The organism is Microbacterium sp. 4NA327F11, assembly GCF_005503465.1.
GTDB lineage: Bacteria > Actinomycetota > Actinomycetes > Actinomycetales > Microbacteriaceae > Microbacterium > Microbacterium ginsengisoli.
Genome location: NZ_SCOB01000001.1, coordinates 80067 through 106361, shown reverse-complemented (window position 1 = coordinate 106361; position 26295 = coordinate 80067). Strand labels below are relative to the sequence as shown.

Below are 26295 nucleotides of genomic sequence, written 5' to 3'. Positions count from 1 at the left end.
CTCGTGTTCCGCGACTGCGGCAGACTCGAGGGGTGACCACCCCGCTCGTCGACGCCGCCCGTGCGGCCGCGGGCGACCCCGATCGTCTGTACGACGTGTTCGTCGCGTGGGCCGCCGACCGCGGGTTCGCGCTCTACCCCGCCCAGGACGAGGCCGTGATCGAGCTCGTCTCCGGAGCGAACGTCGTGCTCGCAACCCCGACCGGCACGGGGAAGTCGCTCGTCGCGGTCGCCGCCCACGCGGCATCCCTCTCCCGCGGGGAGCGCACCTACTACACGGCGCCCATCAAGGCCCTCGTGAGCGAGAAGTTCTTCGCGCTCGTCGAGATCTTCGGGCCCGAGCACGTCGGCATGGTCACGGGCGACTCGTCGGTGAACCCGGATGCGCCGATCGTCTGCTGCACGGCGGAGATCCTCGCGAACCTCGCCCTCCGCGAGGGGGCCGCCGCCGATGTCGGCCAGGTCGTGATGGACGAGTTCCACTTCTACGGCGACCCCGACCGCGGGTGGGCGTGGCAGGTGCCGCTGCTGCTGCTTCCTCGCGCGCAATTCCTGCTGATGTCGGCCACCCTCGGCGACGTGACGGCGATCGCCGACGACCTCACCCGACGCACCGGCCGGGTGACGACAGAGGTGACCGGGATCACCCGTCCCGTGCCGCTGCACTTCTCGTACGCCCGCACGCCCGTGCAGGAGGCCGTGCAGGGGCTTCTCGACGAGGCCGAGACGCCGGTGTACATCGTGCACTTCTCGCAGGCGCAGGCGATGGAGCGCGCGCAGGCGCTCGCGAGCATCAAGGTCGCGAGCCGCGAGCACCGCGACCGCATCGCGGAGGCGATCGGCGGCTTCCGGTTCACGACGGCCTTCGGGCGCACCCTGTCGCGACTCGTCCGCGCGGGTATCGGCGTGCACCACGCCGGCATGCTGCCGCGGTATCGGCGGCTCGTCGAGACACTCGCCCAGCGGGGACTCCTGCGGGTGATCTGCGGCACCGACACCCTGGGCGTGGGTATCAACGTGCCCATCCGCACTGTGCTGATCACCGCGCTCTCGAAGTACGACGGCACGCGGATGCGGCAGCTCACCGCCCGGGAGTTCCACCAGGTCGCCGGGCGCGCGGGCCGGGCCGGCTTCGACCCGTACGGCAACGTCGTCGTGATGGCACCCGAGCACGAGATCGAAAACACCGAGGCGGCCCGCAAGGCGGGTGACGACCCGGCGAAGCTGCGCAAGATCGTGCGCAAGAAGCCCGCGGCGGGCTTCGTCTCGTGGAGCGAGACCTCCTTCGAGCGCATCCGGGATGCCGCGCCCGAGGCGCTCGTGCCGCAGTTGCAGCTGACGGCGGCGATGCTCATCAACGTGATCGCGAGGGGTGGCGACGTGTTCGCCCACGTGCGCTCGCTCGTCTTCGACAACCATGAGCCCCAGGCGCGCCGGTACGAACTCGCCCGCCGTGCCCTCGCGATCTTCCGCACGCTGCGGAAGGCCGGCATCGTCGAGGTGACGGGGGAGGGGGACATCCGACTCACGGTCGACCTGCAGCCGAACTTCGCCCTGAACCAGCCGCTCTCGCCTTTCGCGCTCGCGGCCATCGAGCTGCTCGACCCGTCGGACGCCCCCGGCGGCGCCGGCACCGGCCACTACGCGCTCGATGTCGTGAGCGTGATCGAGGCGACGCTCGACGACCCGCGCGCCGTGCTCGGCCAGCAGGAGTTTCGCGCGCGCGGCGAGGCGGTCGCCGCGATGAAGCGCGACGGTCTCGACTACGACGAGCGCATGGCGGCGCTCGAGGAGATCACCTACCCGAAGCCCCTCGCCGACCTGCTCGCCCAGTCGTTCGAGGTCTTCGCGTCGAGCCAGCCGTGGGTGCGTGACTTCGAGCTGCGTCCGAAGGCCGTCGTGCGCGACATGTACGAGCGGGCGTTCTCGTTCGCCGAGTTCGTGTCGTGGTACCAGCTCGGCCGCAGCGAGGGACTCGTGCTGCGCTACCTCAGCGACGCGTACCGGGCGATCCGCCAGACGGTTCCGGCCGACGCGCGCACCGAGCAGCTGCTCGACGTGATCGCGTGGCTCGGCGAGCTCGTGCGACAGGTCGACTCGAGCCTCGTCGACGAGTGGGAGCAGCTCGTGAACCCGACGGGCGATCCGGATGCCCCGGTGGTGCCTCCCGCGCCCCCGTCGGTCGTCGCCAACAGGCGCGCGTTCACCGTGCTGGTGCGCAACGAGCTGTTCCGTCGGGTACAGCTGGCCGCGCTCGAGCGCGACGACGAGCTCGCGGAGCTCGATCCGGATGTCGACTGGCCCGCCTTCCTCGACCGGTACTTCGCCGAGCACGACGACATCTCGACCGGTGGTGCCGCCCGCGCACCCGTCTACTGCGCGATCGACGAGTCGGATTCCGCGAACGGAATATGGCGGGTCGAGCAGACGATCGACGACCCCGCCGGCGACCACGATTGGCGCATCCGTGGGGAAGTCGACCTCGCGGCATCCGTCGACGAGGGTGCTGCCGTCGTGAGGGTCACCGAGCTGCTGCGGCTCTAGCACGCCGGCGATGCCGCCCCGGGGCTTCCGCGCGCACGGCGCGCGCGGGACGATGGACGCATGGGGACGAGAAGGATGACCACGGTCGCCATCGCGCTGATCGGCGTGCTCGCGCTGGCCGGATGCGGCGGGCTGCACGAGAAGGGCGGCGAGTCCGCGTCACCGACGCCGACGCGCACCGCGGCGGCGCCGACCCCCACGCCGACCCCGACCGTCGATCCGATCGCGGGGATGACGCTGGCGCAGAAGGTCGGCCAGCTCTTCATGGCGGGAACGGCGGCGACAGCGGCCGACCCCGCCCTGGTCGCCGATGTCGAGCGAGGCGAGCTCGGCGGGATCTTCCTGCACGGCCGGTCATCCGCGGGTGTGCAGGCGACCGCGACGGTCGTCGCGGCATTCACCTCGCGCCTTCCCGCCGGCTCGCCACGTCTGTGGGTCGCGACCGACCAGGAGGGCGGTGACGTCCAGGTGCTCTCCGGTCCCGGGTTCGACCGCATCCCGACGGCACTGACCCAGGCCCAGCAGGGTGCTCAGCTGCGGGCATCGGCCACGGACTGGGGCAGGGAACTCGCGGCCGCCGGCGTGAATGTCAACCTCGCTCCGGTCGCCGACATCGTGACGAGCCCGCAGACGGCGCCCTCGAACTCGCCGATCGGCGCCATGTCGCGTCAGTACGGCTACAGCGAGTCGGCGGTCGCCGCGGGGGCGGGTGCGTTCGCCGCGGGTATGCGGGCGGCGGGCGTGCTGCCCACGTTCAAGCACTTCCCCGGCCTGGGCCACGTGGGGCCGAACACGGACACCTCCTCGGGGGTGACCGACACGGTCGTCGGGCCCACCTCGCCGGACGTCGACGTCTATCGCGGCCTGACCGCCGCCGGCCCGTCCCTCGTGATGGTGTCGACGGCGATCTACCAGCGCATCGACCCATCGGCGCCGGCGGCGTTCTCACCGGCCGTGCTCTCCCTCCTGCGCACCCAGGTGGGGTTCGATGGAGTCGTCATCACCGACGACCTCTCTGCCGCCGCACAGGTGCAGGCGTGGAGCCCGGGGGATCGCGCCGTGCTCGCGATCGCCGCGGGCGTCGACGTCGTGCTCGTCTCGAGCAATCCGTCGGTGCTTCCCGCGATGGTGCAGGCCGTGACCGCGAAGGTGCAGGCCGACCCGGGCTTCGCCCAGGTGGTGGATGCCGCGGCGCGGCGTGTGGTCGAGGCGAAGGCCGCGACGCGCTGACGCGACCGGGCGACGACGCGCTGACTCCGTGACGTCGCGCGCTCCGCACGCCGGGGCCTGCGGCGGGAGCACTGCTCGACCGTCGAGCCGCGGCATCCCGTCGCTCGGAAAGTCCGGCTTGACATCGATGCCCGGTGTCGGTGAATATTGCTCTCGCGACAATGGTCAGACCAACTGACCAACAAACCAAAGGTGGATGCGTCGCACTCCATGGAGACAAGGAAGTGGGTTCCGTGAACCTCTACTCGCTGATGCAGGCGCGCACCGCCGCCTTCGGCCCCATCCGGGTCGGCGTGATCGGTGCCGGCAAGTTCTCGTCGATGTTCCTCACGCAGGCGAACAAGGCGGCCAACATCCACGTGGTCGGTGTCGCCGACATCAACGTGCCCAAGGCCAAGGCCGCGCTTGCGCGCACCGGCTGGGCGCCCGAGCGCTACTCGGCGGCGACGCTGGATGAGGCCGTGCGCACCGGCGGCACCGCCGTCATCGACAGCGCCGACACGCTCATCACCCACCCGGCCGTCGAGGTCATCCTCGAGATCACCGGCAACCCGCTCTACGGCACCTACCACGCGGTCACCGCCATCGACAACGGCAAGCACGTGATCATGGTCAACGTCGAGGCGGACTGCATGGTCGGGCCGCTCCTGCAGCGTCGCGCACAGGCCGCGGGCGTCGTGTACTCGATGGCCTACGGCGACCAGCCGGCCCTCATCTGCGAGCTCGTCGACTGGTGCCGCACCGTCGGCTTCGACGTCGTCGCGGCGGGCAAGGGCACGAAGTACCTGCCCGAGTACAACTACTCGACGCCCGACACGGTGTGGAACTACTACGGCTTCACCGACGAGCAGCTCGCTTCGGGCGACTACAACCCGCAGATGTTCAACTCCTTCCTCGACGGCACCAAGTCCGCGATCGAGATGGCCGCCGTCGCCAACGGCACGGGACTGCTGCCCCAGGAGGAGGGCCTCCTCTTCCCCGCGGCCTCCAAGGACGACCTGCCCACCGTGTTCCGCGAGAACACGTACCCGGGGGGCAGCCTGACCCGCCGCGGCACCGTCGAGATCGCCTCGAGCATGTACCGCGACGGCACCGAGGTGCCCGACAACCTGCGCTGGGGCGTCTACGTCACCTTCGAGGCCATCAGCGACTACGGCGTGCAGTGCTTCGCCGAGTACGGTGTGCACACCGACGCGACCGGTCGCTACGCCTCGCTCTACCGGCCGTACCACATGATCGGTCTCGAGCTCGGTGTCAGCATCGCGTCGGCCGTCGTGCGCGGCGAGGCCACCGGCTCGCCGACCGGCTTCCGCGGCGACGTCGTCACGACCGCCAAGAAGGACCTCCGCGCCGGCGACCGTCTCGACGGCGAGGGTGGCTTCACCGTCTTCGGCAAGCTCGCGCCGGCGGCCACGTCGCTCGCCAAGAACGCGCTGCCGCTCGGCCTCGCGCACGGGGCGAAGCTCATCCGCGACGTGCCGAAGGACCAGACGGTCTCGTGGGACGACGTCGAGCTCGACGAGTCGCAGTTCGCCGTCCGCATCCGCCGGGAGCTCGAGGCGGAATTCCGCGCCGAGCACGCCGCACAGGTCGTCTGAGCGAACGTCTGACCATCCGACCATGACGGCTACGCTGGGGCCACGCGCCCCGAGAATCGTCGGGCGCCGCGACCAGAAGGAGTCTCTCCGTGGCGAGCGCCGATGCGTGGCAACCGGTTCAGCGGGTGCGCACCTACGAACAGGTGATGCAGCAGATCGAGGAACGCATCCTCGACGGCCGCTTGAAAGCCGGGGACAGACTGCCGAGCGAGCGCGATCTGGCCGCCTCGCTCGGCGTCTCCCGCCCGTCGTTGCGCGAAGCGCTGCGCGTGCTGGAGGCACTGGGCATCGTGGACATCCGGCCGGGCGGCGGCCCGGAGGGTGGAGCGGTGCTCGTGGGCACGCCGGGTCCGGGCTTCGTCAATCTGCTGAAACTGCAGCTGGCGCTCGGTCACTTCCATGCCAACGACGTCCTCGAAGGGCGCATCGCCCTCGAGCAGTGGTCCTGTTCGGAGGCCGCCTATAGGTCCGACGACGCCGACCACATCGAGCTGTCCGCCCTTCTCGACGAGATGGAGGACCCCTCGATCAGCACCCGTGAATTCAACAGACTCGACGCGGCCTTCCACGTCCGGATCGCCGAGTCGACAGGGAACGCCCTCATCGCGCATCTGATGGGTTCCCTGCGAACGGCCATCAACCGCCAGATGATCGACGCCTACGCAGCGCTCGACGACTGGCGTGAGACGGCCAAGACCGTGCGACACGAGCACCGCGACATCCTCGACGCGATCGAGAAGAAGGATGCCGCGCTCGCCGCACAGCGTGTGCGCGACCACATCACCTCGTTCTATGCCAAAGGCAACCTCGGGGGGATCACCACCTGACGATGCAGTCCGCTCGTCTCGGGCGGACCCTCAGGATGGCCGCGGCGACCATCTCGACATCAAAGGAGATCGTCACAATGACCGTCACGACCGACCGACCCGTCGCCTCTCAGGCGAAGTACGGGTCACCGGACAAGCTCAAGACCGCCATCGGTTCCACCGTCGGAACCACCATCGAGAACTACGACTTCCTCGCCTACGGCACCGCGGCCGCGCTGTACTTCGGCCCGCTGTTCTTCCCCGGCGAGGACCCGGTGGTCGGGGTGCTCCTCGGCTTCCTCACTTTCGGCATCGGCTTCGCGATGCGCCCGCTGGGCGGCATCATCGGCGGGTACCTGGGTGACAAGTACGGCCGCAAGCCCGTGCTCGTGGGCGCCCTCATGATCATGGGTGTCGCCACGGTGGCCATCGGCATCCTGCCCGTCTATCAGCAGGTGGGTCTGCTGGCCCCGCTCCTGCTCACCCTCATCCGCATCGTTCAGGGCCTCGCCTTCGGTGCCGAGTGGGGCGGCGCGGTGCTCATGACGTTCGAGCACGCGCCGTGGAAGAGCCGTGGCAAGTGGGCGGCGATTCCGCAGCTCGGTGTGCCGCTGGGTGTGTTCCTCGCCAACGTCGCGTTCCTTCTCACCGGCAACCTGGGTGACGAGTGGTCGTGGCGCCTGCCGTTCCTCCTCAGCGCGATCCTGATCATCGCGGGCCTCATCATCCGCTTCAAGGTCGCCGAGTCGCCCGAGTTCGAAGAGGCGAAGGCGACCGGACAGCTCGAGAAGAACCCCCTGTGGACGGTCATCCGCGACGACTGGCGCACGGTGCTGCGCGTGATCGCGCTGCGCCTGGCCGAGACCGGCGGCTTCTACGTCGTCGTGACCTACCTGATCTCGTACCTCACGACCTCGCACCACGCCGACCGTGGCACCGCGCTGACGGGCCTCATCATCGCGACAGCGATCGGTGCGGTCTCGACCGTGCTGTGGGGCGCCTTGAGCGACCGCACCGGCCGGCGCTCCCTCTACATCGTGGGATCGGTGCTGACGATCGCGTTCGGCTTCCCGATGTTCCTGCTCGCGAACACCGGAATCCCGGCGCTCATCGTGCTGGTGTACATCATCGGTCTGCCGATCATCCACGACATGCTCGCCGGCGTGCAGGGCGCCTACTTCAGCGAGCTGTTCAAGACCGGCACGCGCACCTCGGGCGCCTCGCTCGGCTACCAGTTCTCGGCGGCGATCTCGGGCTTCATCCCGTTCATCGCGGCGGCGGTCGCCGTGGGCCTCGGCTGGGGCGGTGTCGCGTGGATCTACGTCGCCGTCGGCGTCATCGGTCTGGTCGGTGCGCTGCTCACCCGTGAGACCTGGGGCCGCCGCGAGCGCGCCGAGGTCGACCGCATCATCGCGGCCGCGGAGTAACCCCCTCGCGGGCGGCGGCGTCCTGCCGCCGCCCGCTTCCCTCTTCCAGGAGTCACAGTGAAGACGATCATCCTCGACGACGATCCCACCGGCACGCAGTCGGCGACCGGGGCGCTCGTGCTGCTCCAGCTCGACCGTGAGGCCCTCGGCCGTGCGCTGGCCGAGCGCGACAGCGTGTACGTGCAGACCAACTCGCGCGCGCTCGACGAGGCGGCCGCGGTCGCGCTCGTGCAGCGCATCCGCGGCCTCGCGCTCGACGTGGCGGCCGAGCTCGGCGACGAGGTGCGCTTCGTGCTGCGCGGCGACTCGACCTTGCGCGGCCACGTGTTCGCCGAGACGGCCGAGCTGCTGGCGGACGACGATGTGATCGTGTTCGCGCCCGCCTTCCCCGAGGGGGGCCGCACGACGCGCGGCGGCGTGCACTACGTGCGCATCGACGGGGTCGACGTGCCCGCGCACGAGACCGAGTACGCCGATGACCCGGTGTTCCCGTTCCGCACCGCGGTGATGGTCGACTATGTCCGGGAGGCCTCGGGCCGTCGCGCGGTGTCGGTGCCCCTCGAGTCGGTGCGCTCCGGAGGCCTGGTGCAGGTCATCCTGGATGCCGCGCCGGGCACGGTCATCGTTCCCGACGCAGTGGATGCCGCGGACATCGCGGCGATCGCGGCGGCCCTGGACGCCGCGTGGGCGGCGGGTGCGGGCGTCGTCGTGCGCTCCGCCTCGCCCCTCGCCGCGGCGATCGCCGATGTGTCCAGCGTCGGCCTCCTCCCCGTGCCGCTCGTCGCAGATCCGCGCCGCGTGCTGCTCGCGTGCGGCTCCCACACCCACGGCGCGACCCGACAGCTCGCCCTCGTCGAGGAGCGTTGGGGCGACCCGACGGTGCTCGACACGGCGGCGGCCCTTGCCGACCCCGTCGCCGAGGGGCATCGCGCGGCATCCGTCGAGCGCGAGCGGCTGGCCGGAGCGGGGTTCGGCTACGTCACCACGGCGCGCGAGCGCTCGACCTCCCACGGCACGCTCGCGCACGGCGAGAGCGTCATGACCGCGCTGACGACGGCCGTCGCCGATCTGCTCGGCGATGCCGACGTCGTCGTCGCGAAGGGCGGCATCACCTCTGCCGAGGTCGCCTCGAGCGGCATCGGCGCGACATCCGCTCTCGTTCTCGGCCAGGTGCTCCCCGGGGTCTCGGTGTGGCAGGTGACGGGTCGCGACGGCCGCGGCCGCCTTTACGTCGTCGTGCCGGGCAATGTCGGCGGGCCTGAGACCCTCGTCGACGTGCTGCGTGCCGTCGGCGCCCCCGAGACGGAGGTCGTGCGATGAGCGCTCCGGTCGTCGTCACCGCCGTCTTCCACCCCCGTGAGGGCGCGACGCAGCAGCTCGTGGAGGCCATGGCCGCGGGCATCGCCCTCACCCACGCCGAGAGCGGATGCCTCCTCTACGCCATCCACGACGCGGCGGACGGCACGATCACCATGCTCGAGAAGTGGGCGAGCGCGGCCGACCTCGAGGCCCACGCGACGGGTGCGGCGATCGCGCGTCTGAACGCCGACATCGCCGAGCACCTCGCGGCGCCGGTGGTCGTGACCGTCATGACCCCGATCCCCGCCGGGGACGCCGAGCGCGGACTCCTCCACGGCGCGGGGGAGTAGCCGGTCGTCCCCGCAGGGCGGGGCCGGCCTCCGGGCGTCCGGCGTCCTCGTTACCCTGGAGGGGTGAGCACGCCCGCCCCCGCCTTCGACGAGTACGACGGGCTCGAGCCGCTCGATGACTGGGCGCCGCCGCCGGAGGACTGGGCGCCGCCGCCCGACGTGCTCGATGCGCCGGCATCGGCACCCGTCGGCGACGTGACGGATGCCGCGGCATCCGCGCCCCGGCGCAGCTTCGACGGCGCCGACCCGCTCACGGTGCTGCACCAGGTCTACGGCTACGGCGCGTTCCGCGGCGACCAGGCCGACATCGTCGCCCATGTCGTCGCGGGCGGCGACGCGATCGTGCTCATGCCGACCGGCGGCGGGAAGAGCGTGACCTACCAGGTTCCGGCGCTCGTGCGTCCGGGCACGGGGCTCGTCGTGAGCCCGCTCATCGCCCTCATGCACGACCAGGTCGAGTCGCTGCGTGCCAACGGCGTGCGAGCCGAGTACCTCAACTCCACCCTCAGCGGTCCCGAGCGTGCCCGTGTCGAGCGCGAGTACCTCGCGGGCGAGCTCGACCTGCTCTACGTCGCGCCCGAGCGGCTGAACGTGCCCGACACGCGCGCGCTCCTGCGGCGCGGCTCGCTGAGCGTGATCGCGATCGACGAGGCCCACTGCGTCTCTCAGTGGGGTCACGACTTCCGTCCCGACTACCTGGTGCTCGGCGACCTCGTCGACGACTTCCCCGGAGTGCCGCGCATGGCGCTCACGGCCACCGCGACCCGCGAGACGCACGCCGAGATCGGGCGTCGCCTGCGTCTCGACGACGCGCGTCACTTCGTGGCCAGCTTCGACCGGCCGAACATCCAGTACCGCATCGAGCCGAAGACCGACGCGCGTCGTCAGCTGCTCGGCTTCATCCGCTCGCAGCCCGAGGGTTCGGCCGGCATCGTCTACGCGCTCAGTCGAAAGAGCGTCGAGCAGATCGCCGAGTACCTGCGCGGTCAGGGTCTCGATGCGCTCCCCTATCACGCGGGTCTCGACGTCTCGGTGCGGGCGGCGAACCAGTCCCGGTTCCTGCGCGACGAGGGCGTCGTGATGGTCGCGACGATCGCTTTCGGCATGGGAATCGACAAGCCCGACGTGCGGTTCGTCGCCCACGTCGACCTGCCCAAATCGGTCGAGGGCTACTACCAGGAGACCGGTCGCGCGGGCCGTGACGGCGAGGCATCCGTCGCCTGGATGGCCTACGGGCTCGCCGACGTCGTGCAGCAGCGGCGGCTGATCGAGCAGTCCGAGGGCGACCTGGCACATCGACGTCGCCTGCAGCAGCACCTCGACGCCATGCTGGCCCTGTGCGAGACGGTCAGATGCCGCCGCCAGAACCTGCTCGGCTACTTCGGCGAGACCTCGGCGCCGTGCGGAAACTGCGACACCTGCCTCACCCCGCCCGACACGTTCGACGGCCTCGTGCCCGCACAGAAGCTGCTGTCGACCATCGTGCGGCTGCAGCGCGAGCGCGGGCAGGCGTACGGCGCCGGGCAGCTGATCGACATCCTGCGCGGCGCCCGCACCGCGCGCATCACCCAGCTGCGGCACGACGAGCTCGCGACGTTCGGCATCGGCAGCGATCTCTCCGACCAGGACTGGCGCAGCGTCGTACGGCAGCTGCTCGCCCGCGAGGTGCTGATCGCCCAGGGCGAGTACGGCACGCTCGGGCTCGGCGAGGCGGCCGGCGGTGTGCTGCGCGGCGAGACTCCCGTGCCGCTGCGGCGGGATGTGCTCGGCCGCGCGGGCGGGTCGACGCGGGTGCGGAAGGCCGCGGCATCCGACGCCCTCGACGCATCCGATCGGCCGCTGTTCGAGGCGCTGAGGGAGTGGCGTGCCCAGACCGCGCGCGAGCAGGGGGTGCCCGCGTACGTCGTGTTCGGCGACGCGACCCTGCGTGCCCTCGCCGAGCACCGGCCGGCCGCCGCCGACGAGCTCGACGGCATCACGGGCATCGGGGCGAAGAAGCGCGAGGCCTACGGCGACGCCGTGCTCGCGGTCGTCGCCGCGCACGGCGGCTGACGCGCGGCGCCGGACAAGCAGCGCCGGACCCCTGGCTCGACTGCAGCGCCGGACCCCTGACCCGACCGCGCCGCCCCGCTGTCGGCGCCGCACAACCCGGCGCGCCGACGGTGCCCGGCGCGACTGTAGGAATCCCACCATCGACTTGGGCATGAGTTGTGCGGCTTCTACCGTCGGATCGAATCCCCGATCCCCTCGTCGAGAGGTACGTCATGGTCGACACTGCCGTCCGTCCCGTCTCCACCCCTGAGCCCGAGCGCGCATCGCACGCCGCCGAGCCCCGCATCGATCAGGCCGCTGTCGGCGCCGCCCTGCTCGGCACCTGGGCCGACGTGCGCCGGCAGGCGCGTCAGATGATCAAGGACCCCGCCTTCTGGAAGGTCGACGGGCTCACCATCCACGATCACCGTGAGCGCGTGTTCGGTCAGCTGCAGCTGCTCGTCGATGCCGGCGTGTCGGGGGTCGCCTACCCGACCGAGTACGGCGGCCGTGCCGACAACGGTGCGAACATCGCCGGCTTCGAGGAGCTCGTGCTCGCCGACCCCAGCCTGCAGATCAAGGCGGGCGTGCAGTGGGGCCTGTTCGGGGCGGCCATCCAGCAGCTCGGCACCAAGAAGCACCACGACCTGTGGCTCGACGACGTACGCGAGCTGAAGCTGCCGGGTGCGTTCGCGATGACCGAGACCGGTCACGGGTCGGATGTCGCGGCCATCGGCACGACCGCGACCTATGACGTCGAGACGGCGGAGTTCGTGATCCACACGCCGTTCCGTGGGGCGTGGAAGGACTACCTCGGGAATGCCGCGGTGCACGGGCGGGCGGCGACCGTGTTCGCGCAGCTCATCACGGGCGGCGTGAACTACGGGGTGCACTGCTTCTTCGTGCCCATCCGCGACGAGGCGGGCGCGTTCCTCCCCGGCGTCGGCGGAGAGGACGACGGCGTCAAGGGCGGTCTCAACGGCATCGACAACGGTCGCCTCCACTTCGACCAGGTGCGGGTGCCGCGCGAGAACCTGCTGAACCGGTACGGCGACGTCGCTGCCGACGGTACGTACTCCAGCGACATCCCGAGCCCCGGCCGCCGCTTCTTCACGATGCTCGGCGCGCTGGTGCAGGGCCGCATCTCGCTCGACGGCGCCGCGACCACCGGCACGGCGCTCGCGCTGAAGATCGCCGTCACCTACGCGAACCAGCGACGCCAGTTCGACGGCGGCACCCCCGAGGGCGAGCTGACTCTCTTCGACTACGGCAAGCACCGCCGTCGCCTGATCCCCCGCATCGCGACGGTGTACGCGCAGGCGTTCGCGCACGACGAGTTCCTCAAGAAGTTCGACGGCGTCTTCAGCGGCCGCACCGACACCCCGCAGGAGCGGGAGGACCTCGAGACCCTCGCGGCGGCGCTGAAGCCGCTGTCCACCTGGAACGCCCTCGAGACGATCCAGGAGGCGCGAGAGGCCTGTGGCGGCGCCGGCTTCCTCGCCGAGAACCGGCTCGTCGGACTCCACGCCGACCTCGATGTCTACGTCACCTTCGAGGGCGACAACAACATCCTGCTGCAGCTGGTCGGCAAGCGCCTGCTCACCGACTTCGCGACGCAGTTCAAGGGCGCGGATGCCGCCAAGCTCGCCCGGTACGCGGTGGGCCAGGTGGCCGGGCGCGCATTTCACGGTGCGGGCCTGCGGCAGATCGGCCAGGCGTTCGTCGACGCCGGCTCCACCGCCCGGTCGGTCGAGTACGGCCTTCGCGCTGAGCGTCAGCACGAGCTGCTCGCGGGCCGCGTGCAGCAGATGGTGACGGATGTCGCCACCCGCCTGCGTCCCGCCGCGAAGCTCGACGCGACGGCCGCCGCCGAGCTGTTCAGCGACAACCAGGCCGACCTCATCGCGGCCGCCCGCGCACACGCGGAGCTGCTGCAGTGGGAGGCCTTCACCGACGGTCTCGCCCTCATCGATGACGAGGACTCGCGTCAGGTGCTCACCTGGCTGCGCGACCTGTTCGGCCTGCAGCTCATCGAGAAGAACCTCGCCTGGTACCTGATCCATGGGCGCCTCTCGACCCACCGTGCCGCGTCGGTGAGCAAGTACATCGACCGCCTGTGCGCGCGGTTGCGCCACCACGCGCAGGACCTCGTCGACGCATGGGGCTTCGAGCCCGAGCACGTGCGTGCGCCCATCGCGTCGGGCGCCGAGCGGGCTCGCCAGGACGAGGCACGCGCGTACTACCGCGACCTCGCCGCGTCCGGCGCCGCCCCGGTCACCGAGAAGTCGCTCGGCAAGAAGAAGAAGCGCTGACCCGGATGTCTCATCCCGCCGCTAGCGTGGCGGGGTGAGCAGCGGCATCCATCTCGGTGACGACGGCCTCGCGCGCTGCGCGTGGGCGGGCAGCGATGCGGAATACCGCCGCTACCACGACGAGGAGTGGGGCGTGCCGCTGCACGGCGACCGTGCCCTGTTCGAGAAGCTGAGCCTCGAGGGCTTCCAGGCGGGGCTGTCGTGGATCACGATCCTGCGCAAGCGCCCGCGGTTCCGCGAGGTGTTCGCCGGCTTCGAGCCCGAGACGGTCGCGGCGTTCGGCGACGCCGACATCGAGCGGCTCATGGCTGATGCCGGCATCGTGCGCAACCGCGCGAAGATCGAGGCGACGATCGGCAACGCCGCCCTCGTGGCGGCGCTCGCCGACGGCGAGCTCGACACGCTGATCTGGTCGTTCGCCCCGACACCGAGCGGTGCGCCGCGGGCCGCGTCCTACGGCGACCTGCCCGCGTCGACGGCGGAGTCCACGGCGCTCAGCCGTGAGCTGCGCCGACGCGGGTTCCGGTTCGTGGGACCGACGACGATGTACGCGCTGATGCAGTCGGCGGGGCTGGTCGATGATCACGTCGAGGGCTGCTGGCGCGCCGCGTGACGGGCGGATGCCGTGACTCAGCGTCCGGCGTCGAACAGGTGGCGTCCCTCGTGGCTGAGCACCTTGATGACCACACCGCGACGGCGCAGTTCGGCGACCGTGCGGGTCTCCTCGTCGATGCTGCGGCCGAGGGCGTGGATGCTGGCGACGACGACCACGTCGCCCGCCGACAGGGTGCCGAACAGGCGTACGAGTCGCTGCTCCCACGACTCCAGCGTCTCGGGGGCGGGGTGGCGGAAGCCGTCGATCGGCACGCCGAAGCGCGTGAGGTCCTCCCGCTGCTGCACGACCGACGGCATGTCGTCGCGGGCGACGACGAGTCCGACGAGTCGCGACCCGGCGGGACGGGCCCGCCACCAGTCCCGGTCGGCCTGCAGCTCGGTGAAGCACTTCGGGCAGTCGGCGGCGGCGTGGGGAAGGTGCACCGGGCTCGTCAGGGCGTCGCCGCCCGCGGACGGGCGGGGGGACGGGGCATCCGTCTCGCTCATGGCCTCACCTCCGCTCGAACTCTAGTCGGCGCGGATGTGCGCGGCTCAGTCGTCGCCGTCGTCGAGCCGCAGTTCGAGGCTGATCTGGTCGGCGTCGAGTTCGGCGAGGGCGCGTCGGAGGGTCGAGGTCGAGTAACCGCCATGGGTGGAGATCTCGACGAGTCGGTCGCGCATCGCCTCGATGATGACGATGCGCAGCTCGAGGATCTCGCGCATGCGTCCGGTGAGCACCTCGTCGCGCGGTTCGGTCATGCGGGTGCCGACGTTCGCCGCCATGCCCTCGCTGAAGGCGGTGCCGTCGGCGCGGGTGAGCGTGGGGTCGGCGAGAGCGGTCGCGGCGGCGGCGCCCAGTTCCGCGTCGAGGCGCAGGTGCTCGTCGCTCGCCGCGTCGTCGTCGCTCGCGGGCGGGATGCGGAGGGCGCGCACGACGCTCGCGAGGGTGAAACCCTGACCGAAGAGGCTGAAGACGGCCACGAGGAACGCCACGAAGATCAGCAGCGAGCGGTGGTCGATGCCGGTGGTCGGAAGCGTCTGGGCGGCGGCCAGCGTGACGACGCCGCGCATGCCCGCCCAGGTGATGATCGTGCCCTGCTTCCAGCCGAGCGGTGACGATGCGTAGTAGTCGGCATCGGCGCTCAGGCCGGCGAAGCGGCGCCGCACGCGCTCCTCGTCACGGCGGAGCTGATCGGCCTGGCCGCGGTGCTCCTCGGGAATGGTGCCGTCGGCGATGCCCTTCAACTTCGCGCTGTAGGTCGACAGGTCGAGCCGTGCGTATCGACGGGCGCGGGAGCGCATGCGCCAGAGCAGGAACGCCACATAGGCCGCGCGCAGCCCCAGCATGATGCCGAGCGCCGAGAGCGCCAGCCAGGCGCCGTGCCAGAGGCCCTCGTACTCCTCGAAGTTGCGGTTGACGACGTCGCTGAGTTCGAGCCCCATCACGAGGAAGACGCCGCCCTCGAGCACGAGCTCGATCGTGCGCCAGTTCAGTTCGTCCGACATGCGCTGCTCGGGCGTGAACCACTTCGCCGCGCCTTGGCTGGTGATGATGCCGGTCACGACCGCAGCGACGAGACCCGAGGCGCCGACGGCCTCGGCGGGAAGGTAGGCGACGAAGGGGACGACGAAGCCGATGGCGGTGTTGGCAGCCGAGCTCCCGATGCGCGCCCGCACCCGAAGGTTCACCCAACCGACGATGACACCCACGATGACGGCGCCGAGCACCGCCCACACGAAGGAGATCATCGCCTCGCCGAGGGAGAAGCCCCCCGCGATCGCCGCGATCGCCGTGCGCAGGATCACGAGCGCGGTGGCGTCGTTGAGCAGGCTCTCGCCCGCGAGGATCGTGGTCACGCGGGGGGCGATGCCGAGCCGCTTGACGACCGAGGTGGCGACGGCGTCGGTAGGACTGAGGATCGCGCCGAGCGCGATGCCCAGCGGCAGGCTGAGCCCCGGGATCACCCAGGTGAACACGACCCCGAGGGCGACGGAGCTGAGCACGACGAGCAGCACCGACAGTCCCGCGATGGGGCGGATGTCGCGGCGGAACTCGATCGCCGGCAGGGCCACCGCCGAGGAGTAGAGCAGGGGCGGAAGCACGCCGACGAGGATCCATTCGGGGTCGACCCGTGGCAGGTCGGGGATGAACGGCAGCAGTGAGCAGAGCAGTCCGATCGCGACGAGGATGATGGGCCCGGCGACGTTGTGACGGCGGCCGAACGCAGTCACGACCGCGACGACGATGACTCCTGCGACGACGAACCACAGTCCTTCCACACCCGGACCCTATCGTTCCGCCCGGCCCACCGTGGAGGCGTGTCGGGCGGCCTCCTCGGCCTGCGGCAGACCCGCGAGTACCGTGAGGGGATGACGGTCAGCCAACTCGACGACGTGCTCTATCCGCCGATCGAGCCGTACGAGACCGGCATGCTGCTCGTGGGCGACGGCAACCGGGTCTTCTGGGAGCAGAGCGGCAATCCCGAGGGCAAACCGGTCGTCTTCCTTCACGGCGGCCCCGGCGGCGGCACGTCCGCCTGGCACCGCCGCTTCTTCGACCCCGAGCGCTACCGCATCGTGCTGCTCGACCAGCGCGGATGCGGCCGCAGCACCCCGCACGCGAGCGAGCCGGGTGCCGACCTCGCCTACAACACGACGTGGCACCTGGTGGCCGACATCGAGCTGCTGCGCCGCAACCTCGGCATCGACCGGTGGCAGGTCTTCGGCGGCTCGTGGGGCAGCGCGCTCGCCCTGGCGTACGCCGAGGCGCATCCGGAGGCTGTCAGCGAGCTCGTGCTGCGCGGCATCTTCACCCTCCGCCGCCACGAGCTGGAGTGGTTCTACGAGGGCGGGGCGAGCGCGCTCTTCCCCGACCTCTGGCAAGGGTTCCTCGCGCCGATCCCGGTGCTCGAGCGGTCCCGGCTGATCGAGGCGTACCACCGGCGGCTGTTCGACCCCGATCCGGCGGTGCACGTGCCGGCAGCGCTGGCGTGGACGACGTGGGAGGCCTCGACGATCACCCTCCGGCCCGACGCCGACACGGTGACCGGGATGTCCCGGCAGGAGCACGCCGTCGCGTTCGCGCGCATCGAGAACCACTACTTCGTGCACGAGGGCTGGTTCCGCGAGGGGCAGCTCATCGAGGACGCCGGGCGGCTGCGCGACATCCCGACCGTCATCGTGCAGGGCCGCTACGACGTCTGCACGCCGCTGATGACCGCGTGGGACCTGTCGCAGGCGCTGCCCGAGGCGCGCTTCATCGTCGTGGACGACGCGGGACATGCCGCGAGCGAGCCGGGCATCGCCCGGGCGCTGCGCGAGGCGACCGACGCCTTCGCGGCGGACTGAGCTCAGCGCCCGGCGATGAGGTCGGCGGCGACCTCGCCGATCACGATCGCCGGGGCGTTGGTGTGGCCGCGGATGATGACGGGCATCACCGAGGCATCCGCGACCCGCAGGCCGTCGACGCCGCGCACGCGCAGCTCGGGATCCACGACGGATGCCGCATCCGCGCCCATGCGCGCGGTGCCCACCGGGTGGTACAGCGTGTGGGAGTACGCGCGCAGGGAGCTGGCCACCCGCTGCTCGACGGTGAGGTTCTCGCCGTTCTCGGGCTGGATCCAGCGCCCGGTGGTCACGGCGCCGAGCGCCTGGGTGCCGACGAGCGCATCGCAGACGCGCAGGCCCGCCGAGAGGGTGTCGGCGTCGAGGCCGTCGGGGTCGCTGAGGTAGCGCGGGTCGATGACGGCTTTGGCGAGCGGGTCGGCGGAGGCGAGGGTCACCGTGCCGCGACTGCGGGGTCGCAGCAGGATCGCGCCGACCGTGATGCCGTCGCCCGGGAGTGGAACGAGGCCCTCCCCGACGTAGGGCGCGGCGGCGAAGATGATCTCGATGTCGGGGAGGCCCGCGGGCGCCTGCGTGCGGTCGGCGACGCCGGTGCGCACGAAGCCGTAGCCCTCGGCGACGTTGGAGGTCAGCATGCCGCGGTGGCGGGTGAGCCACTGCAGAGTCGGGGCGAGCTCCTCGCCGTGGAACAGGGTGCGTCCGGTCGCCTCTGGCGCGAGGCCGGCGACGAGGTGGTCCTGCAGGTTGGCGCCGACCTCGGGTGCGTCGACGACGGTGTCGATACCGTGGTCGCGCAGGTGGTCGGCGGGCCCGATGCCCGAGAGCATGAGCAGCTGCGGGGTGTTGACCGATCCGCCCGACAGCACGACCTCGCGGCGGCCGATGACACGACGGATGCCGCCCCGCACCGACAGCTCGACACCGACCGCACGTCCGTCCCGCACGATCACGCGCCGCGCGTGCGCGCCGGTGACCACCCGCAGGTTGCGGCGCCGGGCGGCGGGGCGCAGGTAGGTGTCGGCCGTGGAGGCGCGTCGCCCGCGGTGCGTGGTGAGCATCGTCTCGGAGAAGCCCTGGTCGTGCGGGTCGTTCGCGAGGGTCACCGGGTAGCCGAGCTCCCGTGCGGCGTCGAGGAACGCGGCGGTGTGGGGCTGCGGGCTGCTCTGACGCTCGACCCACTGCGGTCCGATGGTGCCGAGCGACGGGTCGTGGGCCAGGTCGGTGCGCTCGACGCGGCGGAAGTAGGGGGCGAGGTGCTCCCACGACCAGCGGTCGCCGGCGCTCTCGGCCCATTCGTCGTAGTCGGCGGCGAACCCGCGGATCCACATCATCGCGTTCAGTGACGACGAGCCGCCGAGCGTCTTGCCGCGCGGCCAGAACACGGTGCGCCCCTCGAGCTCGGGCTGCGGCACGGTGTCGTAGTTCCAGTCGTACCGTCCGCGGAACAGCTTCGAGAATGCGGCGGGCACGTGGATGTAGAGGTGCCGATCCACCGGGCCCGCCTCGAGCAGCAGCACCGAGACCGACGGATCCTCGCTGAGGCGGGCGGCGACGGCCGCGCCCGCCGACCCTGCCCCGACGACGATGTAGTCGGCGGCCTCCGGCAGGCGCGCGCTCATGATCCGAGCGCCTTCGTCAGGGTCGTCACGAGGGTGATCGGGCTGCCGGTGGCGCGGTAGCGGGTGAGGCCCTCGCTCACGGCCGTGCCCGTGCGCGAGGTCACGAACCAGGGCGGCTTCGGCAGGATCGTGAACCGGCTGCGCCCGAGCGATCGCGGCGCGGGACGGAACGGCCCCCGCAGCACCGAGCGCTCGACGCGGTCGAGCAGGAAGGTGTTGTGCACGACACCGAGACCGCTGCCGACGTCGGCGACGGTGTGGCCGGGGAACGCGCCCCACGAGAGGGCCGGCGTGGCGAAGAGCACGCCCGTCCACGCGTTGATCGCGATGCCGCCGTAGCGCAGCGCCGCGATCTCCTCGTCGAAGGCCGCACCGAGCGTCGACTCGGTGACCGGGTCGACGAGCACGTTCGCGCCGAGCGTGCCCGCGAGCCGGTCGTTCGCGTGGGCGACCGCCGCCCGCAGGAACTCCCGCCCCTCGCCGGGCAGCTCGACGACGCCGAGCACGGGGGAGAAGTACTCCGTCGTCTCGAGGGCGGTGGCGGCATCCGCATCGCCGGCCTCGATCAGCAGGCGCTCGTCGCCGCAGTGCTGCGCGTCGGGGTAGTCGCTCTCGGCGGCCGACAGCTTCGCCGCCGAGTTCGGGTACCAGACCGGCCGCGCGGGCGCTCGGCCGTAGGCCTCGCGCAGCGCCTGCAGGAAGGCGTCCTTCTGGGGCCAGGATGCCGCGAGCAGCACCACCTGCCCCGCGATGCAGTTGTGGCCGCTGTTGTGGAGGCGCATCGTGACGACGTGCTCCGCCTGGTAGCGCAGGTCGGCGTCCGACCATTCGCCGGGAACGACGATGATCGGGGAGACCCCGCCGAGCTCGGCGGTGATGGGGTGGGCCAGGCGCGGGTCGTCGGCGCGGCGGCGGGACGCGGCATCCTCGCCCTGCCCCCACACGATCGCGTCGAAGGTCACCGCGGACCCGGTGATGTGCACGTGGTCGACGCCCTCGTGGGCGGTGAGGTAGGCGCCGACGTCACCCGCGCCCCGCACGATGCGCAGGAATCCCGGCTCGATGAGCGCCGCGAGCGCACGCTCGAAGATCGGCACGAGGGCGTCCTGCGTGGGGTTCACCTTGAGGATCGACACCCGTGAGAACGCGAGCAGCTCGTAGAGCACGTCGAGCACCGGGATCGAGGTGATGTTGCCGGCGCCGAGCACGAGTCCCACGCCGCCGGGCTCGGTCGGGTGCCGCTGCGCGAGGCCCGCGGTGGCGGCGGCGTCCTGCGGGGTGACACCCGGCTCGAGCCAGACCTCGCCGGTGAAGCCGGAGAGCAGCACGTGGTCGACGGCGTGCGAGGGGAACGTGTGCACGCGGGTGCGCCCGCCCGGGCCGTCGTCGACGAACAGTTTCTCGATGGGGCTGCGGCCGGCGGCGAGTGCCTCGAGGCTCTCGATGTAGCCGTCGAGCCCGGTCAGCACGGCGTAGGGGCCCGAGAGCCACTCCTCGCCGACCAGCGGATGCCCGACGTGCAGGCCCTTCGAGCGCGCGGCGGTCTCGGCCCACTCCTGGGCGACGGCGCCGACCGCGGCGCGCACGCGCCTCAGCAGGGTCGCGCGCTGCGCGAGCGAGAACTGGGTCCAGACGCGGGATCCCGCGTGCAGGGCCGCGATCGCATGATCGATCTCGGTCCGGACGGTCTCATCGATCGCGCTGGGGGGTGACGCGGGGGTCGATGTCATGGCACTCTCCTTCGCGTGCGGACGCCCTCAGCATAGGGATGTCGCGCCCGGAGCACCATGGCATCGAGTGTCAGGGATGCCGCGACTCGGTGCCGCGGCATCCGATCACTCAGATGAGGGCGAGTTCGGTGAGCTTCGCCTCGACGTCGGCGTTGCTCGGCTCGACGTGGAAGGTCGCGTCGGGGTAGACGACGACGGGGATGTTCGTGCGGCCCGAGATCTCGCGCGCGATGTCGGCCGCGGCGGGCTCGGCCTCGAGGTCGACGTAGTCGTACGCGACGCCGAGCTCATCGAGCTGGGACTTCGTGCGCCGGCAGTCGCGGCACCACTCCGCGCCGTACATCGTGATGGTGGTGGAGTCGATGGTCATGACTCCAGCGTAGGGCGGATTATAGGTCTCGGCTTGATTACGATTTGGCTATCCGACCCCCATGGTTCTCCACATTCCGGGCAAATCATAGGGTGCGGCATGCCAGCATGGTGGTCGGCGTCGCTGGTCGACGTCACTTCCTCGCTACACGGAGGCGAATGCCATGCAGGTGACTGTCGTCGTCCCGACCTACAACGAGGCTCCCAACGTCGCCGAGCTCGTTCGCCGGGTCGCTGCCGCGACCCCTTCTCTCGACCTCGAGATCCTCTTCGTCGATGACTCCACCGACGACACCCCGCGCGTCATCGAGCAGGTCGCCGAGACCGCCCCGATCCCGGTGCGCATGCTGCACCGCGAGGACTCGGTGGGCGGACTCTCCGGCGCGGTCGTGGCGGGCCTTCAGGCCGCGCACGCCGACGTCTGCATCGTGATGGACGGTGACCTGCAGCATCCTCCCGAGGACATCGTGAACCTGGTCGCCCGCCACGCCCGCGGCGACGTCGATGTCGTGGCGGCCTCGCGCTACACGGAGAACGGCGAGAACGGCGGCCTGTCGAACGCCCTCCGCGTGTTCGTGTCGCAGGCCTCGACGAACCTCACCAAGGCGCTGTTCCCGAAGAAGCTCAAGAACGTCACCGACCCGATGACCGGCTTCTTCCTCGTCGACCGCACTGCGTTCGACGTCAACGACCTGAAGCCGCGCGGCTTCAAGATCCTGCTGGAGATCCTGGCGCGCGAGTCGCTGCGGGTCGCGGAGATCCCCTTCTCGTTCCAGTCGCGTCACGCCGGCGAGTCGAAGGCGTCCCTCGCGCAGGGACTGAGCTTCCTCACCCAGCTGTTCGCGCTGCGGTTCGGCCGCATGTCGCTGTTCGCCGTGATCGGTGCGCTCGGCGCGGTCGCGAACGTCGTCATCATGTGGATGCTGGTGCACACCGGCGTGAACTACATGGTCGCCGCGATCATCTCGGCCGAGGTGACGATCATCGGCAACTTCGTGCTGCAGGAGCGGTTCGTCTTCCACGACATGAAGGAGCAGGCGTCGGCCATCTGGTCGCGCTTCGTGAAGTCGTTCGGCTTCAACAACGCCGAGGCCGCGGTGCGCATCGCGATCCTGCCGATCATGGTCGAGGCGCTGCACATCTCGAGTGTCATGGCCACCGCGATCACCCTCGTCGTCGCGTTCTTCGTGCGCTTCGCGTTCCACAAGTTCGTGGTCTACGCGCCGCGCCGCGTCGCCGCCGCGCCCGCGACGGCCGTCGCGCCGCGCACCGGCGTCATCGACGAGCTCGACACCAAGCCCGTCGCGACCAGCGAGGTCTGATCCTCCGGTCGGTGTCAGCCGACCGCCCGCGCGAACGCCGCCATCGACATGCCGTAGTCGATGCGCACGCACGGCAGCTCGAGTTTCGGCGTGCCGACCCGCACGCGCCCGGCCTTCGTCGTGCGGGCCAGGATGAACCCGGCGTCTCTCAGACCCGCTTCGGCTGTCGCGTTGTAGTGCCCGAACGGGTAGGCCATCACCTCCGCCACACCGACGATCCGCGCCGACGCGGTCATGTCCGCCGCGATCTGCGCCTCGGTGAGGTTCACCATCTTGCCCTTCCCGTTCGCGCCGGCCTCGTGCATGTCGTGCGTGTGCGAGCGGAGGATCACCCAGGGCGACGGCGAGGGCGGTGAGGTCCACCGTGTGATCGCGAACGACGTCGTCAGCAGTCGGTACTTCGTGACCACCGGCACGGCGAGCTCGTACCAGGTCTTGTCCGCGTCGTCGTCGGTGATGATCACCGACCGCTCGGGCAGCCACAGCGTGCCGTCGATGAAGGCGCTCAGTTCGTCCCAGGTCGGCAGGTAGAAGCCGCCGTCGGCGAGATAGGCGAGCTGCTTCTCGAAGTCGCCGATGTACGTGTAGTTGCCGCGCAGCGGGTTGTGCTCGCCGCCGGGCTTCGTCGTGAACTGGTGGTACATGAGGATCGACACCGTGGTGCGCGACGCGGTGGCCGCGGCGTCCGAGAGCCATCCGGCGTGCAGCGTGCGCTGCCGGTTGTCGCACGTGGCGAGCTGGGCGCCGTTGATGCGCTGGGTACGGTCGAGAGCGGATGCCGCGGCCGCCGTCGCGTACCAGCCGGCGAACACGCGGCCCGCGGCGACCGGAACGGGGAGGGTCGGGTAGAGCGCGCCGCTAGTCGCGAGGGCGGGCTCGGCGGTGACACTGTCGCCGGCGAAGGTGAGCGCGCAGGTCGCCGGGTCGGGGTGTGCGGCGAGCAGCCGTTCGGCGGCGGTGAGCGGCGTCGGCACGACCGTGGGGGTCGGGACCTCCGCGCTCCCGGTCGGGCCCGCGGGCGCGTCACCCTCAGCGACGCACCCGGACAGCAGCAGGGCCGTGACGGCCGCGAGCGCGGCGACGGCGTATCGATGTCTGTGCGCGCGAACGCGCAGCGGCAGTGACGCCATGATTCCCCCAGCGACGTCATCCCCAGACGTCGCCCGCAGTCTATCCGCGGGCGTGCCGGGTTCCCGGGTGGGCATAGGGCCGCGGCCTAGACTGAGCCGCGCCCGCGGCGCCGCGGGAGGGCCGCGTCGGCGCGGCATCCGAGTTCCAGCCCGAAGGGGAACCATGACCCTCTCGCCCGCCGGTGCCGCATTCCGCGACGCCCGTGACTTTCTGCTCGCCCGCGGATCCGACCCGGTCGCCGCTCACGCCGAGTTCCGCTGGCCCGACGTCGGCGAGCACTTCAACTTCGCGGTCGACTGGTTCGACGGCATCGCCGAGGGCAACGACCGCGTCGCCCTGCGCGTGGTCGAGGAGGACGGCACCGAGGCGACCCGCACGTTCGAGCAGTTGCGCGTGCGATCGAACCAGGTGGCGAACTGGCTGACGGCCGCGGGCGTGCGCCGCGGCGACGCCGTCATGCTCATGCTCGACAACCGGGTGGAGCTGTGGGAGGCGATGCTCGCGATCCTGAAGCTCGGCGCCGTGATCCTGCCGACGTCGGTCGTGCTCGGCTCCGCCGATCTTGCTGAGCGCCTCGAGCGCGCGAACGTGCGGGTCGTCATCGCCGACCACGTCGACGCGGCGAAGTTCGACGAGTTCGACCTCGATCTCGTGCGGGTGAACGTGGGCGAGCACCGTGACGGGTGGCTGGACTTCGCCGCGTCGACGGATGCCGCCCCCACCCCGCCGGGTGTCGTCACCGACTCGACCGACCCTGCCATCGTCTATTTCACGAGCGGCACGACCTCGCGGCCGAAGATCGTCGAGCACACCCACGTGTCGTACCCGGTCGGCCACCTCAGCACGACGTACTGGATCGGCGTGCGCCCGGGCGACGTGCACATGACCATCAGCGCCCCCGGTTGGGGAAAGCACGCGTGGAGCCTGTTCTTCGCGCCGTGGATCGCCGAGGCATCCATCTTCGTCTTCAACTACAAGCGGTTCGATGCGGCGGCCCTCGTCGACCAGCTCGACCGGCACGGGGTGAACACGTTCTGCGCCCCGCCGACGGTGTGGCGCATGCTCATCCAGGCTGACCTCGAGAAGCGTCCCGCGGGTCTGCGCGAGCTGCTGTCGGCGGGTGAGCCGCTCAACCCCGAGGTCATCCAGACGATCGAGCGGTGGTGGGGTATCCAGATCCGCGACGGCTACGGCCAGACCGAGCTGACCGCGGTGATCGGCAACACGCCGGGCGTGCCGCTCAAGCCCGGCTCGATGGGGCATCCGCTGCCGGGCGTCGACATCGTGCTGGTCGACCCGATCACGGGTGAGGTCGCCGACGAGGGCGAGATCTGCCTGCCGCTCGAGCCCCACCGGCCGCTGAACCTCATGACCGGCTACGTCGGCGAGCCCGACCGCACGGCGAAGGTCGAGCACGACGGCTACTACCACACGAGCGATGTCGCGACCCGGGACGCCGACGGGTTCCTGACCTTCGTCGGCCGCACCGACGACGTGTTCAAGGCGAGCGACTTCAAGGTGTCGCCGTTCGAGGTGGAGAGCATCCTGCTCGAGCACCCGGCGGTCGCCGAGGCTGGTGTCGTCGGCGCGCCCGACGCGCTTCGTCTCAACGTCGTGAAGGCCTACGTGGCCCTCGCGAAGGGCGCCGAGCCCGACGCCGAGACGGCGCGGAGCATCCTCGCGCACGCGCGCACGCACATGCCGCCGTTCATGCGCGTGCGCCGGGTGGAGTTCTTCGAGCTGCCGAAGACGATCTCCGGCAAGATCCGCCGCGTCGAGCTGCGCGAGCGCGAGCAGGAGCACGAGGGAACGCGCATCACGACGGAGTTCCGCGAGCAGGACTTCCCGGGTCTGAAGGACTGAGTCAGGCGCGCGGCCGGCGGCCCGCGGCATCCGTTCCGCGCCCGGTCGGCGCGGGCGGGGCGTTGCGCGTGCCGAGGTGGGGCGCGCCGAGGCCCGTGACGAACAGGTCGACCCCGAATGCGAACGCCTCGTGCGGCGGGGTGTCGTCGAGGGCGCTGCCGGCGGGCACGACCCCGAGACTGTCGAACTGCAGGCGCTGCTGCTCGTATCCGACCTGCCCGAGCACGAAGTGCAGCAGGGCGACCGCGGCGCGCCGGGAGGTCGCGGCGTCGAACCCGCCGCCGGCGATCGCGTCGGCGAGCCGGGTGACGGATGCCTCGCCCCCGAGCCCGAGCGCGAGGGTCGAGGCGACGAGCTCCGCGCCGTCGCGGTAGGCGAGCAGGGCGTCGCGGAGCGCGGCGGCTTCGGCGCGCACGGGCTCGGGCCACGCGGCATCCGTCACCGCGACCGGTCGCACGCGCGCGACGATGCGGTCGGCGAGGTCGGCGAGCAGGCTCTGCTTGTTGGGGAAGTGCCAGTAGAGGGCGCTCGGCTGCACGTCGAGGGAGGTGGCGAGCCGGCGCATGGTGAGGTCGGCGAGGCCCCACTCGTCGAGGATCGCGAGGGCGGCCAGGGCGACGCCGTCACGGGTGTGACGTCTCGGGGCGGAGTCGGCGGGCACGATGTCACTATACTGAACGCCGTTCAGGTGAACAGTGTTCAGGTAACCCGTCCCGAAGGATCCTC

General features: G+C 71.0%; 20 protein-coding genes. 13 read left to right on the top strand and 7 right to left on the bottom strand.

Annotation, left to right across the window (positions count from 1 at the left end; genetic code table 11):
• The first annotated feature begins 32 nt into the window (after positions 1-32).
• The 10 genes from FFS51_RS00525 to FFS51_RS00480 all read left to right on the top strand — a co-directional run bounded on the left by FFS51_RS00525 (position 33) and on the right by FFS51_RS00480 (position 14209).
• Positions 33-2543, top strand: coding sequence for a DEAD/DEAH box helicase (locus tag FFS51_RS00525; RefSeq protein WP_249352608.1), 2511 nt, complete (start codon positions 33-35; stop codon positions 2541-2543).
• Between the two features lie 75 nt (positions 2544-2618).
• Entirely contained in the window at positions 2619-3773 is a 1155-nt protein-coding gene (locus FFS51_RS00520; protein WP_137877173.1) for a glycoside hydrolase family 3 N-terminal domain-containing protein, read from the top strand.
• A 224-nt stretch (positions 3774-3997) separates the two neighbouring features.
• A complete protein-coding gene (locus FFS51_RS00515; protein ID WP_249352607.1) occupies positions 3998-5371 on the top strand; it encodes an NAD(P)H-dependent oxidoreductase in 1374 nt (457 codons plus the stop codon).
• A gap of 89 nt (positions 5372-5460) precedes the next feature.
• The gene (locus FFS51_RS00510) at positions 5461-6198 is read left to right on the top strand and encodes a FadR/GntR family transcriptional regulator (RefSeq protein WP_056519813.1); all 738 of its coding nucleotides are present in this window, start codon (positions 5461-5463) and stop codon (positions 6196-6198) included.
• A 77-nt stretch (positions 6199-6275) separates the two neighbouring features.
• The gene (locus FFS51_RS00505; RefSeq protein WP_137877172.1) at positions 6276-7604 is read left to right on the top strand and encodes an MFS transporter; all 1329 of its coding nucleotides are present in this window, start codon (positions 6276-6278) and stop codon (positions 7602-7604) included.
• A 57-nt stretch (positions 7605-7661) separates the two neighbouring features.
• Positions 7662-8924 (top strand): four-carbon acid sugar kinase family protein, encoded by a 1263-nt coding sequence (locus FFS51_RS00500; RefSeq protein WP_137877171.1) that lies wholly within the window; start codon positions 7662-7664, stop codon positions 8922-8924.
• Complete coding sequence (locus FFS51_RS00495) at positions 8921-9253, top strand: putative quinol monooxygenase (protein ID WP_056209617.1); 333 nt, start codon at positions 8921-8923, stop codon at positions 9251-9253. Before FFS51_RS00500 ends, FFS51_RS00495 begins: the two co-directional genes overlap by 4 nt.
• A gap of 63 nt (positions 9254-9316) precedes the next feature.
• Entirely contained in the window at positions 9317-11305 is a 1989-nt protein-coding gene (gene recQ / locus FFS51_RS00490; RefSeq protein WP_137877170.1) for a DNA helicase RecQ, read from the top strand.
• A 212-nt stretch (positions 11306-11517) separates the two neighbouring features.
• Complete coding sequence (locus FFS51_RS00485) at positions 11518-13596, top strand: acyl-CoA dehydrogenase family protein (RefSeq protein ID WP_137877169.1); 2079 nt, start codon at positions 11518-11520, stop codon at positions 13594-13596.
• A 34-nt stretch (positions 13597-13630) separates the two neighbouring features.
• Positions 13631-14209 (top strand): DNA-3-methyladenine glycosylase I, encoded by a 579-nt coding sequence (locus FFS51_RS00480; RefSeq protein ID WP_137877168.1) that lies wholly within the window; start codon positions 13631-13633, stop codon positions 14207-14209.
• A gap of 17 nt (positions 14210-14226) precedes the next feature.
• Here FFS51_RS00480 and FFS51_RS00475 read toward each other — a convergent pair whose 3' ends face one another.
• Positions 14227-14697, bottom strand: a complete 471-nt coding sequence (locus tag FFS51_RS00475; RefSeq protein ID WP_137877167.1) for a recombinase family protein — start codon at positions 14695-14697, stop codon at positions 14227-14229.
• Positions 14698-14742: 45 nt separating this feature from the next.
• Positions 14743-16470, bottom strand: a complete 1728-nt coding sequence (locus tag FFS51_RS00470; RefSeq protein WP_137877166.1) for a cation:proton antiporter — start codon at positions 16468-16470, stop codon at positions 14743-14745.
• Positions 16471-16560: 90 nt separating this feature from the next.
• Here FFS51_RS00470 and pip point away from each other — a divergent pair, with 90 nt between their 5' ends.
• Positions 16561-17538, top strand: a complete 978-nt coding sequence (pip, locus tag FFS51_RS00465; RefSeq protein ID WP_045247574.1) for a prolyl aminopeptidase — start codon at positions 16561-16563, stop codon at positions 17536-17538.
• Positions 17539-17540: 2 nt separating this feature from the next.
• On the opposite strand, the gene FFS51_RS00460 is transcribed toward pip, so the two are convergent.
• From FFS51_RS00460 to FFS51_RS00450, 3 genes are all read right to left on the bottom strand, one after another.
• Complete coding sequence (locus FFS51_RS00460; protein ID WP_137877165.1) at positions 17541-19154, bottom strand: GMC family oxidoreductase; 1614 nt, start codon at positions 19152-19154, stop codon at positions 17541-17543.
• Entirely contained in the window at positions 19151-20884 is a 1734-nt protein-coding gene (locus FFS51_RS00455; RefSeq protein WP_137877164.1) for an aldehyde dehydrogenase family protein, read from the bottom strand. The genes FFS51_RS00460 and FFS51_RS00455 overlap by 4 nt, the downstream gene beginning before the upstream one ends.
• Positions 20885-20993: 109 nt before the next feature.
• Complete coding sequence (locus tag FFS51_RS00450; protein ID WP_056209632.1) at positions 20994-21254, bottom strand: glutaredoxin domain-containing protein; 261 nt, start codon at positions 21252-21254, stop codon at positions 20994-20996.
• A gap of 163 nt (positions 21255-21417) precedes the next feature.
• On the opposite strand from FFS51_RS00450, the gene FFS51_RS00445 reads away from it, so the two are divergent.
• Positions 21418-22575, top strand: coding sequence for a glycosyltransferase (locus FFS51_RS00445; protein ID WP_137877163.1), 1158 nt, complete (start codon positions 21418-21420; stop codon positions 22573-22575).
• A gap of 14 nt (positions 22576-22589) precedes the next feature.
• Here the strand turns inward: FFS51_RS00445 and FFS51_RS00440 are convergent, their stop codons facing one another.
• The gene (locus tag FFS51_RS00440) at positions 22590-23705 is read right to left on the bottom strand and encodes a polysaccharide deacetylase family protein (protein ID WP_171006062.1); all 1116 of its coding nucleotides are present in this window, start codon (positions 23703-23705) and stop codon (positions 22590-22592) included.
• A gap of 163 nt (positions 23706-23868) precedes the next feature.
• Between FFS51_RS00440 and FFS51_RS00435 the strand changes: the two genes are divergently transcribed.
• Complete coding sequence (locus tag FFS51_RS00435; RefSeq protein WP_137877161.1) at positions 23869-25569, top strand: AMP-binding protein; 1701 nt, start codon at positions 23869-23871, stop codon at positions 25567-25569.
• Between the two features lies 1 nt (position 25570).
• Here FFS51_RS00435 and FFS51_RS00430 read toward each other — a convergent pair whose 3' ends face one another.
• Entirely contained in the window at positions 25571-26230 is a 660-nt protein-coding gene (locus FFS51_RS00430; protein ID WP_283205726.1) for a TetR family transcriptional regulator, read from the bottom strand.
• Between the last annotated feature and the right edge of the window lie 65 nt (positions 26231-26295).

What these genes read in the sequence shown, in the direction of transcription:
- FFS51_RS00450 (WP_056209632.1), bottom strand. Translation starts at nt 21,254, where the DNA reads ATGACCATCGACTCCACCACCATCACGATGTACGGCGCGGAGTGGTGC.
- FFS51_RS00505 (WP_137877172.1), top strand. Translation starts at nt 6,276, where the DNA reads ATGACCGTCACGACCGACCGACCCGTCGCCTCTCAGGCGAAGTACGGG.
- FFS51_RS00445 (WP_137877163.1), top strand. Translation starts at nt 21,418, where the DNA reads ATGCAGGTGACTGTCGTCGTCCCGACCTACAACGAGGCTCCCAACGTC.
- FFS51_RS00455 (WP_137877164.1), bottom strand. Translation starts at nt 20,884, where the DNA reads ATGACATCGACCCCCGCGTCACCCCCCAGCGCGATCGATGAGACCGTC.
- FFS51_RS00460 (WP_137877165.1), bottom strand. Translation starts at nt 19,154, where the DNA reads ATGAGCGCGCGCCTGCCGGAGGCCGCCGACTACATCGTCGTCGGGGCA.
- pip (WP_045247574.1), top strand. Translation starts at nt 16,561, where the DNA reads ATGACGGTCAGCCAACTCGACGACGTGCTCTATCCGCCGATCGAGCCG.
- FFS51_RS00435 (WP_137877161.1), top strand. Translation starts at nt 23,869, where the DNA reads ATGACCCTCTCGCCCGCCGGTGCCGCATTCCGCGACGCCCGTGACTTT.
- FFS51_RS00520 (WP_137877173.1), top strand. Translation starts at nt 2,619, where the DNA reads ATGACCACGGTCGCCATCGCGCTGATCGGCGTGCTCGCGCTGGCCGGA.
- FFS51_RS00475 (WP_137877167.1), bottom strand. Translation starts at nt 14,697, where the DNA reads ATGAGCGAGACGGATGCCCCGTCCCCCCGCCCGTCCGCGGGCGGCGAC.
- FFS51_RS00440 (WP_171006062.1), bottom strand. Translation starts at nt 23,705, where the DNA reads ATGGCGTCACTGCCGCTGCGCGTTCGCGCGCACAGACATCGATACGCC.
- FFS51_RS00495 (WP_056209617.1), top strand. Translation starts at nt 8,921, where the DNA reads ATGAGCGCTCCGGTCGTCGTCACCGCCGTCTTCCACCCCCGTGAGGGC.
- FFS51_RS00485 (WP_137877169.1), top strand. Translation starts at nt 11,518, where the DNA reads ATGGTCGACACTGCCGTCCGTCCCGTCTCCACCCCTGAGCCCGAGCGC.